The 14696-nt window shown below is 35.3% G+C and carries 17 protein-coding genes; 16 read left to right on the top strand and 1 reads right to left on the bottom strand.

The genetic code is table 11. From position 1 onward, the window contains the following. The 14 genes from rpsU to MHI40_RS11360 all read left to right on the top strand — a co-directional run bounded on the left by rpsU (position 1) and on the right by MHI40_RS11360 (position 11913). A complete protein-coding gene (gene rpsU, locus MHI40_RS11425) occupies positions 1 to 174 on the top strand; it encodes a 30S ribosomal protein S21 (RefSeq protein ID WP_016426884.1) in 174 nt (57 codons plus the stop codon). Between the two features lie 259 nt (positions 175 to 433). Beyond that, positions 434 to 1762 carry an NfeD family protein gene (locus MHI40_RS11420; protein ID WP_445678023.1) on the top strand — a complete coding sequence of 443 codons (1329 nt, stop codon included), beginning with the start codon at positions 434 to 436 and terminating at the stop codon, positions 1760 to 1762. Next, a complete protein-coding gene (gene floA, locus MHI40_RS11415) occupies positions 1759 to 2757 on the top strand; it encodes a flotillin-like protein FloA (RefSeq protein ID WP_093538501.1) in 999 nt (332 codons plus the stop codon). The genes MHI40_RS11420 and floA overlap by 4 nt, the downstream gene beginning before the upstream one ends. A gap of 24 nt (positions 2758 to 2781) precedes the next feature. After that, positions 2782 to 3207: a hypothetical protein gene (locus MHI40_RS11410; protein WP_340762742.1), complete on the top strand. Its 426-nt coding sequence runs from the start codon at positions 2782 to 2784 to the stop codon at positions 3205 to 3207. A 50-nt stretch (positions 3208 to 3257) separates the two neighbouring features. After that, a complete protein-coding gene (locus MHI40_RS11405; RefSeq protein WP_093538503.1) occupies positions 3258 to 3500 on the top strand; it encodes a hypothetical protein in 243 nt (80 codons plus the stop codon). Then, entirely contained in the window at positions 3497 to 4603 is a 1107-nt protein-coding gene (locus tag MHI40_RS11400; RefSeq protein WP_340762740.1) for a sporulation protein YqfD, read from the top strand. The genes MHI40_RS11405 and MHI40_RS11400 overlap by 4 nt, the downstream gene beginning before the upstream one ends. Further along, the gene (locus MHI40_RS11395) at positions 4600 to 5553 is read left to right on the top strand and encodes a PhoH family protein (protein ID WP_093538505.1); all 954 of its coding nucleotides are present in this window, start codon (positions 4600 to 4602) and stop codon (positions 5551 to 5553) included. Before MHI40_RS11400 ends, MHI40_RS11395 begins: the two co-directional genes overlap by 4 nt. 129 nt (positions 5554 to 5682) lie before the next feature. Then, positions 5683 to 7788, top strand: a complete 2106-nt coding sequence (locus MHI40_RS11390; protein WP_340762739.1) for an HD family phosphohydrolase — start codon at positions 5683 to 5685, stop codon at positions 7786 to 7788. Between the two features lie 19 nt (positions 7789 to 7807). Then, positions 7808 to 8293 carry an rRNA maturation RNase YbeY gene (gene ybeY, locus MHI40_RS11385; RefSeq protein WP_340762738.1) on the top strand — a complete coding sequence of 162 codons (486 nt, stop codon included), beginning with the start codon at positions 7808 to 7810 and terminating at the stop codon, positions 8291 to 8293. After that, positions 8280 to 8645 (top strand): diacylglycerol kinase family protein, encoded by a 366-nt coding sequence (locus tag MHI40_RS11380; protein ID WP_093538508.1) that lies wholly within the window; start codon positions 8280 to 8282, stop codon positions 8643 to 8645. The genes ybeY and MHI40_RS11380 overlap by 14 nt, the downstream gene beginning before the upstream one ends. A 12-nt stretch (positions 8646 to 8657) precedes the next feature. Continuing rightward, complete coding sequence (locus MHI40_RS11375) at positions 8658 to 9065, top strand: cytidine deaminase (protein ID WP_093538509.1); 408 nt, start codon at positions 8658 to 8660, stop codon at positions 9063 to 9065. Next, on the top strand, positions 9052 to 9972 hold the full coding sequence (gene era / locus MHI40_RS11370) for a GTPase Era (RefSeq protein WP_093538510.1): 921 nt from the start codon (positions 9052 to 9054) through the stop codon (positions 9970 to 9972). The genes MHI40_RS11375 and era overlap by 14 nt, the downstream gene beginning before the upstream one ends. A gap of 17 nt (positions 9973 to 9989) precedes the next feature. Beyond that, on the top strand, positions 9990 to 10778 hold the full coding sequence (gene recO, locus MHI40_RS11365; RefSeq protein WP_093538511.1) for a DNA repair protein RecO: 789 nt from the start codon (positions 9990 to 9992) through the stop codon (positions 10776 to 10778). 202 nt (positions 10779 to 10980) lie between these two features. After that, positions 10981 to 11913: an aminoglycoside phosphotransferase family protein gene (locus tag MHI40_RS11360; protein WP_340762737.1), complete on the top strand. Its 933-nt coding sequence runs from the start codon at positions 10981 to 10983 to the stop codon at positions 11911 to 11913. 155 nt (positions 11914 to 12068) lie between these two features. Here MHI40_RS11360 and MHI40_RS11355 read toward each other — a convergent pair whose 3' ends face one another. Then, positions 12069 to 12308 carry a hypothetical protein gene (locus MHI40_RS11355; RefSeq protein ID WP_093538513.1) on the bottom strand — a complete coding sequence of 80 codons (240 nt, stop codon included), beginning with the start codon at positions 12306 to 12308 and terminating at the stop codon, positions 12069 to 12071. 605 nt (positions 12309 to 12913) lie between these two features. On the opposite strand from MHI40_RS11355, the gene MHI40_RS11350 reads away from it, so the two are divergent. Beyond that, complete coding sequence (locus MHI40_RS11350; protein WP_340762736.1) at positions 12914 to 13711, top strand: alpha/beta hydrolase family protein; 798 nt, start codon at positions 12914 to 12916, stop codon at positions 13709 to 13711. Between the two features lie 594 nt (positions 13712 to 14305). Continuing rightward, positions 14306 to 14584, top strand: coding sequence for a hypothetical protein (locus MHI40_RS11345; RefSeq protein ID WP_340762735.1), 279 nt, complete (start codon positions 14306 to 14308; stop codon positions 14582 to 14584). Positions 14585 to 14696 lie beyond the last annotated feature (112 nt).

The following is a 14696-nucleotide window of genomic DNA, read 5'->3' as shown; positions in this document are numbered from 1 at the left end:
ATGTCAAAAACTGTCGTTCGTAAAAACGAATCGCTTGAAGATGCTCTTCGCCGCTTCAAACGTACTGTATCTAAAAGTGGTACAATTCAAGAGGTTAGAAAGCGCGAGTTTTATGAAAAACCAAGCGTAAAGCGTAAAAAGAAATCTGAAGCTGCCCGTAAACGTAAATTCTAATTTACTTTATTTACTAAGCTTCGAAGCTATGGTTTCTAAAACCTGAGCGGAAACGTAAAAAGAAATCAGAAGCTGCACGTTAACGTAAGTGGTATTTATTCCCAACCATCCCTACGTTCAAAACACGTACTTTATGATTAAAATTTACAATTATGTAAACCGAGAAAATTTATTTTCTCGGTTTATTTTTATTTTATGAAACTTTTTGAAAGTTCATCCGTAAATAGGAGTATACATATAGAAGAAAGGAGGTTAAGTGGTGAAATTGACTCGCTATGTCGTTTCTCTTTGTTTATTAGTCTTATCATTTGGAATGATGATTCCTATTATAACAGCACAAACTACAGAAGTTTATAAAGTCCCAGTTTACGATGAAGTGGAAAAAGGATTATATGCTTTTCTGAAACGTTCAATCCATGAAGCAGAAGAGGCTGGAGCAGAGGCAATTATTTTTGAGATTAATACACCTGGAGGTTTTGTAGATTCGGCAGAAGATATTGCTAATTTATTGGATTCCACATCGATTCGTAAAATTGCGTATATTAACTCTGAAGCATTATCAGCAGGTGCTTATTTAGCACTTCATACAGATGAAATTTATATGTCCCCTAGCGGAACAATCGGTGCAGCAGCAGTCATTGAAAGTAGTGGAAACACTGCAGGTGAAAAAGCAAATAGTGCATGGAAAGCGAAGATGAAAAACGCTGCTGAGTTAACGGGTAAAGAACCTATATATGCTCAAGCTATGGCAGATGATACCGTAGACTTACCTGAATATAGAGCCCCTGTCGGTAAGTTATTGACACTTTCTTCAGCGGAAGCATTAGAAGTAGGCTATTCAGAAGCAACCGTTAGTTCATTTGATGAATTACTTGAAGTTACTAAGCTTTCAGGAGCGAAAATAATTGAAACAGAAGAGACCTTTATGGAATCGCTTGCACGTTTTATAACCAATCCAATTATCGTTCCAATCCTGTTATCAATTGCAAGTTTAGGTTTAATCGTCGAATTGTATTCTCCAGGTTTTGGTGTCGCTGGTACAATGGGGTTAATTTCGTTAGTTCTGTTCTTTTTCGGACATTTAGTTGCAGGTCTTGCTGGCTATGAAACAATCATTATTTTTGTGATTGGTGTTTTACTTATTGTCGCGGAGTTCTTCCTGCCCGGAGGAATTAGTGGTATATTAGGGGCGGCAGCTATTATTATAAGTATAGTATTAGCTGGTGGCGATATTGAGCAAATGATTATCGCCGTTATAATTGCATTAACAGTAGCTATAGTGGGAATGGTGATTATTATGAAATTCTTTGGTAGGGAATTAAAAGTGTTAAATAAAGTAATCTTGTCGGATGCGACTACAACTGAAAAAGGATATGTTTCCAATAAAAATCGAGTGGAACTTGTCGGAAAATTTGCAGTGACAATGACACCACTTAGACCTTCGGGAACTATACGTATCGATAATGAAAGAATTGACGCAGTTTCAGATGGTAGTTTTATCGGAAAAGATAAATATGTTAAAATTATTAAAGTGGAAGGCTCTCGTATCGTCGTTCGAGAAGCAGTAGAAGGGGAGGTAACAGAATGATTACAGGCTCAACAGTTACTTTAATCATCGTTATAGTATTAGCATTTGTAGTACTATCAGTATTTTTCACATTTTTCCCAATTACGTTATGGATTTCTGCACTAGCAGCAGGAGTAAAAATTAGTATCTTTACATTAGTAGGGATGAGGTTACGTCGTGTTATTCCTTCACGTATTGTTAACCCATTGATCAAAGCTCATAAAGCGGGTCTTGAAGTTTCTATCAATCAGCTGGAAAGTCATTACCTTGCTGGAGGTAACGTAGACCGTGTGGTTAACGCTTTAATAGCGGCACATCGTGCAAACATTGAACTAACATTTGAAAGAGCTGCAGCGATCGATTTAGCTGGTCGTGACGTATTGGAAGCGGTGCAAATGTCCGTAAATCCAAAAGTTATTGAAACACCATTTATCGCAGGTGTGGCAATGAACGGTATCGAAGTTAAAGCAAAAGCGCGTATTACGGTTCGTGCCAATATTGACCGTCTAGTCGGTGGTGCTGGTGAAGAAACAATCGTAGCTCGTGTTGGTGAAGGGATTATTTCAACAATTGGTTCTAGTGTAAGTCATGAACGCGTACTTGAAAATCCAGATTTAATCTCTCAAACTGTTTTAGCAAAAGGATTAGATTCTGGTACTGCCTTCGAAATTCTATCGATTGATATTGCGGACGTTGATATAGGTAAGAACATTGGTGCAGAACTACAAACAGAGCAAGCAGAGGCAGATAAGAAAATTGCCCAAGCAAAAGCTGAGGAACGTCGTGCAATGGCTGTAGCATCTGAACAAGAGATGAAAGCAAAAGTTGTAGAGATGCGTTCGAAAGTAGTAGAAGCGGAAGCTGCTGTTCCATTAGCAATGGCTGAAGCGCTACGTGAAGGAAATATTGGTGTGATGGATTACATGAATTACAATAATATTAAAGCTGATACTGGTATGAGAGATTCTATTAGTAAAGTTGGCGGAGAAAAACCTTCTACTGACGAGCTAAAATAATATAGCAGAAAGGAGGCAATCTCCTTGGAAGCCTTTATTCCTATAATCATCGCATTACTTTTTAGTGTTTTCTTTAATAAAAAGAAAGAACCAGACAAAAAGACGGTTGAAAAACCTGTAAATAGCACTCCTTCACGTAAAACTGTTTCAGAAAATCCTTTTAAAGAATTAGGTGATTTTGCTAAACAGTTTACGAATGAACGACAGCAGGAGAAAAAAACAAAACCTCCTGTCGTAAGAGAAGTGCCTGTAGTGGAGAAAATGGAGCGAGAGGTTAAGCGAAATCAAGGAGTGGCAAGAACTTCTGGTAGATTGAGCACTCATCAGGAAACTGTCCCTCTACGTCCAGAAACTACTCCGGTAAACTCTATGCTGCCTAGCAGTGAGGACGAATTGATCAGAGCAATTATTTTTTCCGAAATACTTGCTCCACCAAAATCTAAAAGATAACTCATGAACACCCCCTTACATGCATAAATTCATGTAAAGGGGTGTTTTTTGTGAAGCAGTTATTTCCACTCCATGCGAGTATTATGTTAGATAATTTTGATGATATTGTATTGGATTATGAATTTTCCTTAATACGGTTAAAAGAAAATAGTTTAGTCTGTTCCTATGACCATTTTCTTTTAGAAATTCATGCCGAAAAGTTGCACATAAAATCGATGTCCAGTGATAAGTTACATCTACATGTGCATAATCTTCAGTTCTTTAATATAACTAGGAAGGAAAAAACGGTATGAAGCGTCTTATCAAAATTCAAGCACCAATTTCTACAGATCAGTTTACGCTTTATAAGGCTTTAAAGGAACAAAATATTGAAGTTTATCGGCTTCATACAAACGATACTCATATAAACTTTTCTATTCAAGCAAAAGATTTGAATGCGTTTCGGAAATTAAGAAAAAAACTGAAGATGCCGATTAAATTAGAAGATGAACTAAAAGAAAGTACCATCTCTTTTTATTCATGGTCCATAATGGGAGTTTTCTTCTTTATCGTAATTCCAATTATATTTGCCCAATTTATATGGACCGTTCATATTGAGTCGGATTCACCGGAAAGTAATATTCTACTAACTGAGCAGTTAAAAGAGATGGGTATTAAAGAGAGAATGTTTGCCTCAAAGTTGCCGTCAGAGCAAGAGATACGCCAAAATATTTTATTAAAGCATAAAGAATATTCATGGGTTCACTTTTCAAAATCCGGGTCTATATTTACAGTAGCTCCAATGTTGGCGCCACCTCAAACGGCAAAAGAGCTAAAGGATGCACCTGCTGTAAATCTTGTAGCCAAGAGAAGTGGAGTCATTACAGATTTTATCTTAACAAAAGGGGTGAGAGCTGTTGAAAAGAACATCTCTGTAAAAAAAGGAGATGTCTTAGTTAATGGTTTTGTCACCCAAGGAAACAAGAGGATTTTAACAAGTGCAGAAGGAAAGGTATACGCTAGCTATTGGATAGAGCTATCATTTGAACTGCCAACGCAAGTTGCTGTTACTAATCCGAATTCAAAAGAATTGATCATCCAGAAAAAGGTGGATAATAAACAGAAGTTTTGGAAAGAAATACAGTTACCCGCTTTCATCCAAAAATACGTTCAGGCAGGTTATGTACAAAAGAATCACCATATAACTTATTCACTAACGGAACAGTCCATAGAACATCTCATAAGACCATTACTTTTTCAAAAAATTATGAAAGAATTACCTACAGGAACTCAATTATTAGAAGATAAAGTTTTACAGGTATCAATACAAGATGATAAAGTAAAAGGGAAGATACTTTTACTGATAAATGAAAATATTGCAATACCACATGTTATACCCCAAGGAGACGAATCATGAGCGAAACTAAACAATTAGATATTAATTTGCAAGATCCAGCAGAAGCGGTAATGCTGCTTGGCATCTCGGATAAAAATGTAAAACTTATTGAAGCGGAGCTAAAAGTTCAACTTATTACTAGAGGTGAACAAATTCAGATTATTGGTGAAGAAAAGAATGTAGAAGATGCTAGACAGCTTATGATTCAACTATTAGCAGTCATTCGAAAAGGGATCAATATCAATTTGCGTGATGTCTCTTCCGCAATAGAAATGAGCTTGAACGGTACAATTGAGTATTTTTCAAGTTTATATGACGAAGAAATAGCACGAAATACAAAAGGTAAAGCGATTAGAGCAAAAACAATAGGGCAACGGGAATATATCCAAGGAATTAGACATACAGATCTTACTTTCGGAATTGGGCCTGCAGGTACTGGTAAAACGTATTTAGCGGTAGTAATGGCTACACAAGCACTTAAAAATGCTCATGTGAAAAAAATCATTTTAACACGCCCAGCAGTCGAAGCAGGAGAAAGCCTAGGATTCCTACCCGGAGACTTAAAAGAGAAGGTAGACCCTTATTTACGGCCGTTATACGATGCGCTCCATGATGTATTAGGAACAGAACAAACGGATCGACTTATGGAGCGGGGTACAATTGAAATTGCACCTTTAGCCTATATGCGAGGTCGTACATTAGATGACGCATTTGTTATTTTAGATGAAGCACAGAATACAACAAAAGCTCAAATGAAGATGTTCTTAACACGTCTGGGATTTGGTTCTAAAATGGTAATCACTGGTGATAAAACACAAATTGACTTACCAAAAGGTGCAGAATCTGGTTTAATCGTTACAGAAAAAATATTGAAAAATGTGGCGGGAATTCATTTCCAATATTTGGAGCAAGGGGATGTAGTACGCCATCCGTTAGTTGCTAAAATTATACAAGCATATGAAGAACTATAATATCCAATTCTTAAAAGAAGCAATTGTCTATGTTTAGACGGTTGCTTCTTTGTTATTTGGGAAACATTAGTGAATTGTGAAAAAAATAAGGTATAATGGAATAACTAGTTGGTGGGGGGATGAGAAGAAATGAAAAAAATCCTTATAAAGTGGAGAGAATGGAAAAATAGTAGGTATCTCCCTTTCATCGTTACTTTTATAACAGCGATTTGTTTGTTCTTTTTACTCATTGGAAATGTAAAGGAAAGTAAATATGATTTTGAATTATTCCAGCTTTCACCTGATACAATCAGAGCAGTTAAAACTATGGAAGACTCGGAAAAAACAGAGCAAGAACGTAAAAGAACAGAGCTAGAAGTCCCAGCTGTTTATCAATTTCAAGATGAAACGGCTGCTAACCAGGCTGCTATAGTTAAATCTATTTTTGATAGTGTTTTACACGTAAAAGAAAATGCAAAGCCCGAAGAAGATACCCCAGCAACTTTAGTAGGAAAACTGAAAAAAGATATGGAAGAGCTGGCAGAGAATGCGAGTTATGTTCCACTTAACGATGAAATGTTAGCTACATTAATTAACCAAAATAATAGTATTTTAGAAGATTCAAAAACAAAATTATCGGAACTAGTAGAGAAGAACTTAAGTGAACCAATTAGACTGGAGAATATATCTATTTCCAGAGAAAAAATTGGTCAGCAAGTAAATAACATTTTTTTATATTCACAGGATTATAGAAATGTGCTCATTAATATTGCAAAAACCTCTATTGTGCCAACGGAAGTAGAAAATGAGATTTTAACACAAGAACGAATAGAACAGGCGAAAGCAAGTGTTGAACCTACTCGTATACTTCAAGGACAAATTCTCGTTCAAAAGGGTGAAATTATTGATCGAGATGTTTATCGACAGTTGGAATTGCTTGGCATGCTTACGAATAAGGCATCCTATAAGCCATATCTTGGAGTAGCTATATTTGTTGCACTCACCATGTGGGTATTATTGGGACAAACAATCAGTAAAAGGAAAAAAACGATAAACAATTCAAAAAATTTAATTGTTGTTGCCTTCAGTGTTATTTTATCTGTACTAATGATGAAGGTAATTCAATCTGTTGCATCTAATTTTGATGTAATTATTGCGTTTTTAATACCTACTGCAATGGTTGCAATGCTAGTTTATTTATTGGTCGATGAACGTGCAGCGTATATTTCCAATTTTGTATCAGCTGCATATGCAGGTATTATCTTTCAAGAAGGCTATACACTCGTATTTCAAATGGAAGCTTCTTTATACATATTATTTGGGGGCGTTGCAGGAATTTTCGCCATGCAAAGGATGCAAACTAATTCTCAAATATTGCGCTCTAGTCTAATCGTATCTTCTGTGAATATTGTCTTTATTATATTCTATTTGTTAATGACGAAGGCTTCATATGAAATTACGGATATATTATTTTACATCGGAGCAGCTCTTGCTTCAGGGATATTATCTGGGGCAATGACTATTGGGATATTACCTTTTTTTGAATCTTTCTTTGGTATTTTATCTTCCATAAGACTCATAGAATTATCAAATCCCAACCATCCTTTGTTAAAGAAAATTTTAACCGAGACACCTGGTACATATCATCATAGTTTAATGGTGGCAAATTTAGCAGAAGCTGCTTGTGAAGTAGTTGGGGCAAACGGTTTATTGGCACGCGTTGGCTGTTACTATCATGATATTGGTAAAACAAACAGGCCAGGATTTTTCATCGAAAATCAAGTCAATGGTTATAATCCTCATGATTCTTTATCTCCAGAAGCGAGTAGAGATATTATTATTGCACATGCAGTGGATGGTGCGAAGATTTTGAGGAAACATAAATTACCGAAAGAAATTGTAGATGTAGCGGCGCAACATCATGGTACAAGCCTATTGAAATTCTTTTATTTTAAAGAGAAAGAGATTAATGATAAAGTGGAAGAAGACGAATACCGTTATCCAGGTCCAAAACCGCAAACAAAAGAAATTGCCATCATATCGGTTGCAGATAGCGTAGAAGCAGCTGTTCGCTCGATGAAAGAGCCAAATGCTGATAAAATTAAAAAATTGATACAGTCTATTATTAAAGAAAAAATACTAGACGGGCAATTCGATGAATGTGATCTATCATTAAAGGAAATAAAGAAAATGGAAGAAAGTTTTTGTACTACGATGAATGGAACATTTCACTCTCGGATTGAATATCCAAAATAATTTATGAGGAGCCAAAAATATGCTAGAACTAGATTTAATGGATGAAACAAATTCTATACCCGAAGAAACATTAGCTCTTGTAGGGAAAGTATTACAATCTGCTGGAGAACAACTTTCTGTAAAAGAGGGCAGTGAGGTTAGTGTAACCTTCGTAACGAATGAGGCAATTCAAGAAATTAATAAAACATATCGCAACAAAGATATGGCAACAGATGTAATCTCCTTTGCAATGGAAGAGATGGGAGAAGGGGAAGTTGAAATTATAAATGCAGATATTCCAACCCTTTTAGGGGACATTATCATATCTGTCCAACGTGCAACGGAACAAGCAGAAACTTATCAACACTCATTTGAGCGAGAGCTGTGTTTCTTGGCCGTTCATGGCTTCTTACATTTGTTAGGTTATGATCATGGGACTGAACAGCAAGAAAAAGAGATGTTTGGACTACAGGAATCTATATTACAAGCTTTTGGGTTAAAACGTGAAGGCCATGAACCCTCGTAAATTTTTTCGGTCGTTTATCTATGCTGCTAATGGAATTTATCACGTAGTTAAAAGTGAACAAAACTTTCGTTTTCATTTACTAGCAGCAATAGTTGTTGTAATAGCAGCAGCGGCAACTGGTCTATCTGCATTTGAGTGGATAATCATTGTGATTTCGATTTTTGGCATGTTCATGATAGAATTAGTAAATGCGTCCATAGAACGTGTCGTCGATTTGGTGACGCCGGAATTACACCCACTAGCTAAACAAGCAAAAGACTTAGCTGCTGGAGCCTGCTTAATATATGCTATTTGTACTGTAATTGTTGGTTTAATCATATTTATCCCGAAATGGTCGGGAATCATATTATAGAGGTGAATTATTTTGAATAAAGAAATGTTATTAAAAGCGTCCATAACAGCAAGAGAAACAGCGTATGTTCCATACTCAAAATTTCAAGTAGGGGCAGCACTTTTAACAAGAGATGGAGAAGTATTCCTTGGCTGTAATATTGAAAATGCATCGTTTGGATTAACAAATTGCGCAGAGCGTACTGCCATCTTTAAGGCCGTGTCAGAAGGAAAAAAAGAATTTTCTGCAATTGCTATTTCAGGCGATACAGAAGGACCTATTTCTCCTTGTGGAGCATGCAGACAAGTTATAGCTGAATTTTGTGATCCAGATATGCCTGTTTACTTAACAAATTTAAAAGGAAATGTATCGGAAACGACGGTAGCAGAATTATTACCTGGAGCCTTTAAAACGGAGGACATGGATTATGCTGCAAAATAATGAGAATTATAAATCAGGATTTATATCAATAATAGGTAGACCAAATGTAGGGAAATCTACATTTTTAAATCGAGTAATTGGGCAAAAAATAGCGATAATGAGTGACAAACCCCAAACAACTAGAAACAAAGTACAAGGTGTGCTTACCTTAGAAAACAGTCAAATGATTTTCATCGACACACCAGGAATTCATATTCCGAAACACAAACTTGGCGATTTTATGCTTAAAGTTGCCAAAAATACTCTTCGTGAAGTAGATGTAATTATATTCATGGTTAACGCAGTAGAACCAAGAGGCAAAATTGATGAGTATATAATGGAAATGTTAGAAAATAACGAAACCCCTGTATTCCTTGTGATCAATAAAATAGACCAGGTTCATCCTGAAAAATTAGTAGATATAATTGAGTCCTATACAAAGAAATATAATTTCGCGGAGGTTCTACCAATTTCTGCTCTTCAAGGTAATAATGTGGAGAAATTACTAGAAACGATTCAATCCTATTTACCACAAGGACCACAATACTACCCGGCTGACCAAGTAACAGATCACCCAGAAAGGTTTATTATTTCTGAACTAATCCGTGAAAAAGTTTTGCATTTGACGAGAGAAGAAATTCCACATTCAATTGCGGTTGTAATTGATAAAATCAAAAAAGAAGAAGATACCGAAAAAGATATGATTCGTGTTTCTGCAACAATTATAGTAGAACGAGATTCCCAAAAAGGAATTGTCATCGGTAAAAAAGGTGCTTTACTGAAAGAAGTTGGAACAAGAGCACGTAAGGATATCGAAATGTTGTTAGGAACAAATGTTTACTTAGAATTATGGGTTAAAGTACAAAAAGATTGGCGCAATAAATCAGCGCATTTGAAAGATTATGGTTTTAGAGACGATGAGTACTAAGAAAGAAGGGAAGGCAATTGCTACAAAAAGTAGAGGGTATTGTCTTACGAACTTCTCCTTATGGCGAATCGAATAAAATCGTTACCATTTTTTCACGTGAATTAGGGAAGAGAGCAGCGATGGCTCGAGGGGCAAAAAAACCAACGAGTCGTTTAGCTTCGATCTCACAGCCTTTTACGTACGGCTATTTTTTGATTCAGCAAGGAAAAGGAATGGGGACTTTGCAGCAAGGTGAAATTATTGACTCGATGCGGTCTATTCGAGAAGATATTTTTACTACAGCGTATGCAAGTTTTATCATGGAGTTAGTAGATAAATTAATCGATGATGAGGCACCAAAGCCACAGCTATTTGATATTTTGCAGCAAGCGTTACATGCAATTTCAGAAGAGTATGATCCAGAGGCGATAAGTTTGTTTGTGGAATGGAAGCTTCTCCCGACAGCTGGTATTTATCCAACGCTTCATCAATGTACCAATTGTGGTGCAACAGATGGGGAGTTTGCTTTTTCTTTTTCTCAAATCGGATTTCTTTGTCATCGTTGTTTTTCCATTGATCCATATATAATTAGACTTTCTCCATCCCAAGTGAAGCTTATCCGAACTTTCTATACAGTTCCTATCGATCAAGTAGGGAAGTTAACACTAAAAAAAGAAACGAAGGGCTTTATCAAAAAGATTGTGCGCACTATTTATAGTGAACAGGTCGGAATTCGATTAAAGTCCCAACACTTCTTGGATCAAATGGAGAAAACCCCAGAGTTTTTCACACCTAAAAAAGAAAAACCAAGTCCCGAAGAAGAGTAATTCTTTGGACTTGGTTTTTTTATTGGCTATTTTAATGCTATGCTTCACACAGAGAGTTGTGGAGTTATATTGAGTTGTGGAGTTAATGCATATACAAAAGAAGAAATTTAATTAAGAATGTGAAACGATGTACTTAAACTAACGAGTGTTTTACTTCAAGAGGAAGCAAAATCATTTTTAAAAGAAAATATAGAGGTGTTAGATGACAAAATTTAATGCTAAATCAATAATATTGGATAAATTCGGTATTTCTAAATCAAATTTTTTAGGTTCAGGCATGGAATCCGAGGTTTATGCTTATGACGATAATAAAGTTGTGAAATTGTATAATGATATGTCCGATTCAAATAAGCAAAGAATTCTAAAAGGTTTTTACTCCAAGATTGATTCAAGTTCTTTGAGCTATGAGCTTCCCTTTATTTACGATACCTTTGAGGAAAACGGCATATTAGTAACTATTGAAAAACGAATTGAAGGTAATAATTTACAAAGTATGTTCTCAAAGATGAATTATATAGAACAAAATAATATGATGGAAACTTATCTTAATGCAAATATTGAATTGAAATCTGTGAAAATAAAACCTAATCTCGAAGGATACATCCTATTCAATGATCAGCAGATTTCATCATTAAATATAAATAGTTGGTTTGATTTATTGAAAGAAGAAATTTTTCGAAAACAAAAGGAACTGGAGTCTTATTTAAAAAGAGATGTTGTGAATTATGATGCTAAAGTTAAACAATTAGTAGAAATATTGTCATTAGGGTATGAAGGTGAATATTCTTTAATTCACGGAGATTTTTTTCCTGGGAATGTAATGATTAATGTGAGTGGGAAGGTTACAGGATTAATTGATTTTGGATTAATGACAATGTACGGGGACAACTTATTTGATATAGCAATAGGATGGGTATGTTTTGATATGTATAATGAGTTGAATGCAAATATATATGAGAGATATCTAAACATAATTATCTCAACACTAGGTGAAGATGTTAGAAAGAGATTATATTTCTATGTTCTAATATATAGCTATATATCTGCCAATTTTTATTCTCCTAATTGCGAAGACGGTCATTATCAATGGTGTGTTAGAAATTTAAATAATAAAAATTATTGGGAAGTTCTATAAGAAACGAAAAAACTAATTATATCCTTAAAATAATCAAATAGTAGCAAAGATTGTAACTGAATACCTTCAATGTAACGCCGCTGTTTAGTTGAAGATGAGAAAGGGAGTTCTATGTCGCATTTTACTTATAATACGACATAAAAAAGGAAATAGACTTAATCGTCTATTTCTTTTAGCATCGCTTTCAATTTTGCTTTATGTTTAGCTTTAGGAATTGCGTAATATTGCTCAAATCGGCACAGCTTACAAGAACAGTGAACTTTTCCTTTGCTTAATGTACCGCGTATAGGCAAGTACTCGTCTTCCAATTGAAAGACAGTGTGTAAAATCGACAACTTTTTTTGAATGATTCGCTCTCGCTGGTGACGAGTATAGGCTTTGGTACGGTTTTTCATGTGAATCAGCTCCCTTGAGAAACCCGAGCTTGCAAGGAGCATCAAGGAATGTAGCGGTACTCCCTACAAGCTCGGTATGCTGATCAACTTGTTTAAAATATTCATGGCAAAATTCCTTTCAATATGTACTAAATGATAGTACCACAGAATGACTGAAAACACTTAGCAAGTTGGTTAATAAGCAGTACGGCCATAAGGTAATAAAAGAGAAGGTCTTATTCAACTTATGGATGTTTTAGTTCAAGAAGGATTAAATTCTCTTTTGAAAAATTAGCTATAGTGATACATGAGGTCTTCGATAAAATATTTTTGGTGAGTGAAAAACATTCGATTAATAATTGTTATCCAAGTGCATTAAAAATTTGGAACAAAATTAACAGCAGTGAATTTCCAAATGTAAAAAAACGACATAACAAATAAAAACGACATTAAATATTGTTAAGCTAACGGGTGTTTTACTTTAAGAAGAGTAAAGCCTTTTTTATTGAACTAAAGGTGCAGGTTAGTTCAATAAAACAGGAGATATGGGTTTTCTTGTTGAATTAAAGAGGTAGCGTAGTTTAGAAAATAGATAGTTACTTATTATAGTGAAAGGGGTTTTTATATTGACAGAAACTTTTCATATATCATATGGAGATCACCCGTCCCAATTCGGTGTATTGCGTATGCCGGATTTATCTGGACTAAGTCCAGTAGTTATTACGATTCATGGTGGTTTTTGGCAATCGAAATACGGACTTGAAGAAAATTCACCAATTGATGAAGATTTGACTCGTCGTGGTTATGCTACTTGGAATATTGAGTATCGTCGAGTCGGAGAAGATGGTGGAGGTTGGCCGGGAACATTTTTTGATGTTATAGATGCTGTAAATCACCTCACCCAACTTAAGGAACGCTTTCAGCTCGATCTCTCTCGGGTAGTTATCCTTGGGCATTCAGCAGGGGGACATTTGGCTCTCTGGTTGGCATCCCGATTTAACAAATTTCAAACGAACGAGATCGGTAAAACGTTGCTGATACCTATACGGAGCGTAATAAGTTTGGCAGGGGTCTTGGATTTGAGGAAGATGTGGGAAATCCATGAGGAAAAAGGGATGAATAGTCCCGTAGCGTCTTTTATTGGAGGATCACCCCAAGAAGTATCTGAACGTTATAGGTTAGCTTCACCAATAGAATTGTTGCCTTTGAATGTCGAGCAAATTTTGATTCATGGTGAATTAGACCTCCATGTGCCAGTTGATTTGAGTATTGAGTATCATCGTAGGGCTATTGAACAGGGAGATAAAGTTCGTTTGGTAGTACTTCCAGAAGTAGAACATTTTATGGTTATCGATCCGTCATCATCGGCATGGAAGTCAGTGACCGATTCACTGGAAACTTTAAAAGAAAGTTCAAGTTCTTGAACTAATGAGGTACTTTAGTTAAAAATCATGGGTTGCCAAAGGCAGCTTTTTTTCTTATTGATATAAAAGCCGTAGGTTATTTTAGGTGGGAGTTGGCAGAACAATATAAAACCGCTAGAGAATGTACTTCTTCTCTAGCGGTTTCCTGTCTTTAAGTTAATTCAATTATAGCATATTATTCCATAAATTATCAGTCTGTTTATCTTCAAGTTTCCTAGGTAGTATGAGTGAAGAAAAGGGAATTAAAGAATATATAGGGAATTGTCATTTTAGGAATAAAAATTATTTGGGGAGGTATTTTGATGGATTATGTTTATCATATGGTGCCAAAAGAAATGAAGAGGGAACTTCTTATTTCTCTTAATGAGATAAAATTGTTGCATCCCGAGCTTTATGAAACCTACTCAAAAAAGTATTTTAACCATCCAGAAAGGGCGAGCTTATTACTGAAAAGCATTCCCAAATTAAATTGTTTATGGAATGATGTAATTTTTTTTACTACCGCTTCATCCTTACTATGTCTATGAAGCTTTACATTCTCTTGGAGTAAGTATTAAAAAAGATTTGGTGTTTTATGAAATACCAACGAATAAATTGATAGAAAATAAAAATGCTATATATTTCTATAATAAAGAAAATTATAACGGTCCAGCTAAAGATATACCTGATGAGGAAGTTCAAATCATTGATATAATTTCATATCAAGAATGTTCGTCTTTGCCATCGGACACATTAGCTTACTTCACTGTTGAACATAAAAAAGGTGTTAACTTTGGGATGTTCGCATATATTCCTCATATTTTGAGTTTAGGAAACATTAATGTAAAAGGTGTTAATAAGATTAACTGGAGTGTTGCTCCAGTTAAAACATAATTAGTTTAAATAATAAGTAAGATAAGTCTGCGACTTGTTCTACTAAGAGGAGTAAAGCCTTTTTTCTAATTGAACCTACGCCGCAGTTCAGTTGAAGAAGAAATATAGAGAT

The organism is Psychrobacillus sp. FSL H8-0510 (assembly GCF_038008345.1).
Lineage (GTDB): Bacteria > Bacillota > Bacilli > Bacillales_A > Planococcaceae > Psychrobacillus > Psychrobacillus psychrotolerans.
Note: the sequence above shows the minus strand (reverse complement) of the source record. Positions and strands in the feature narration are given on the sequence as shown.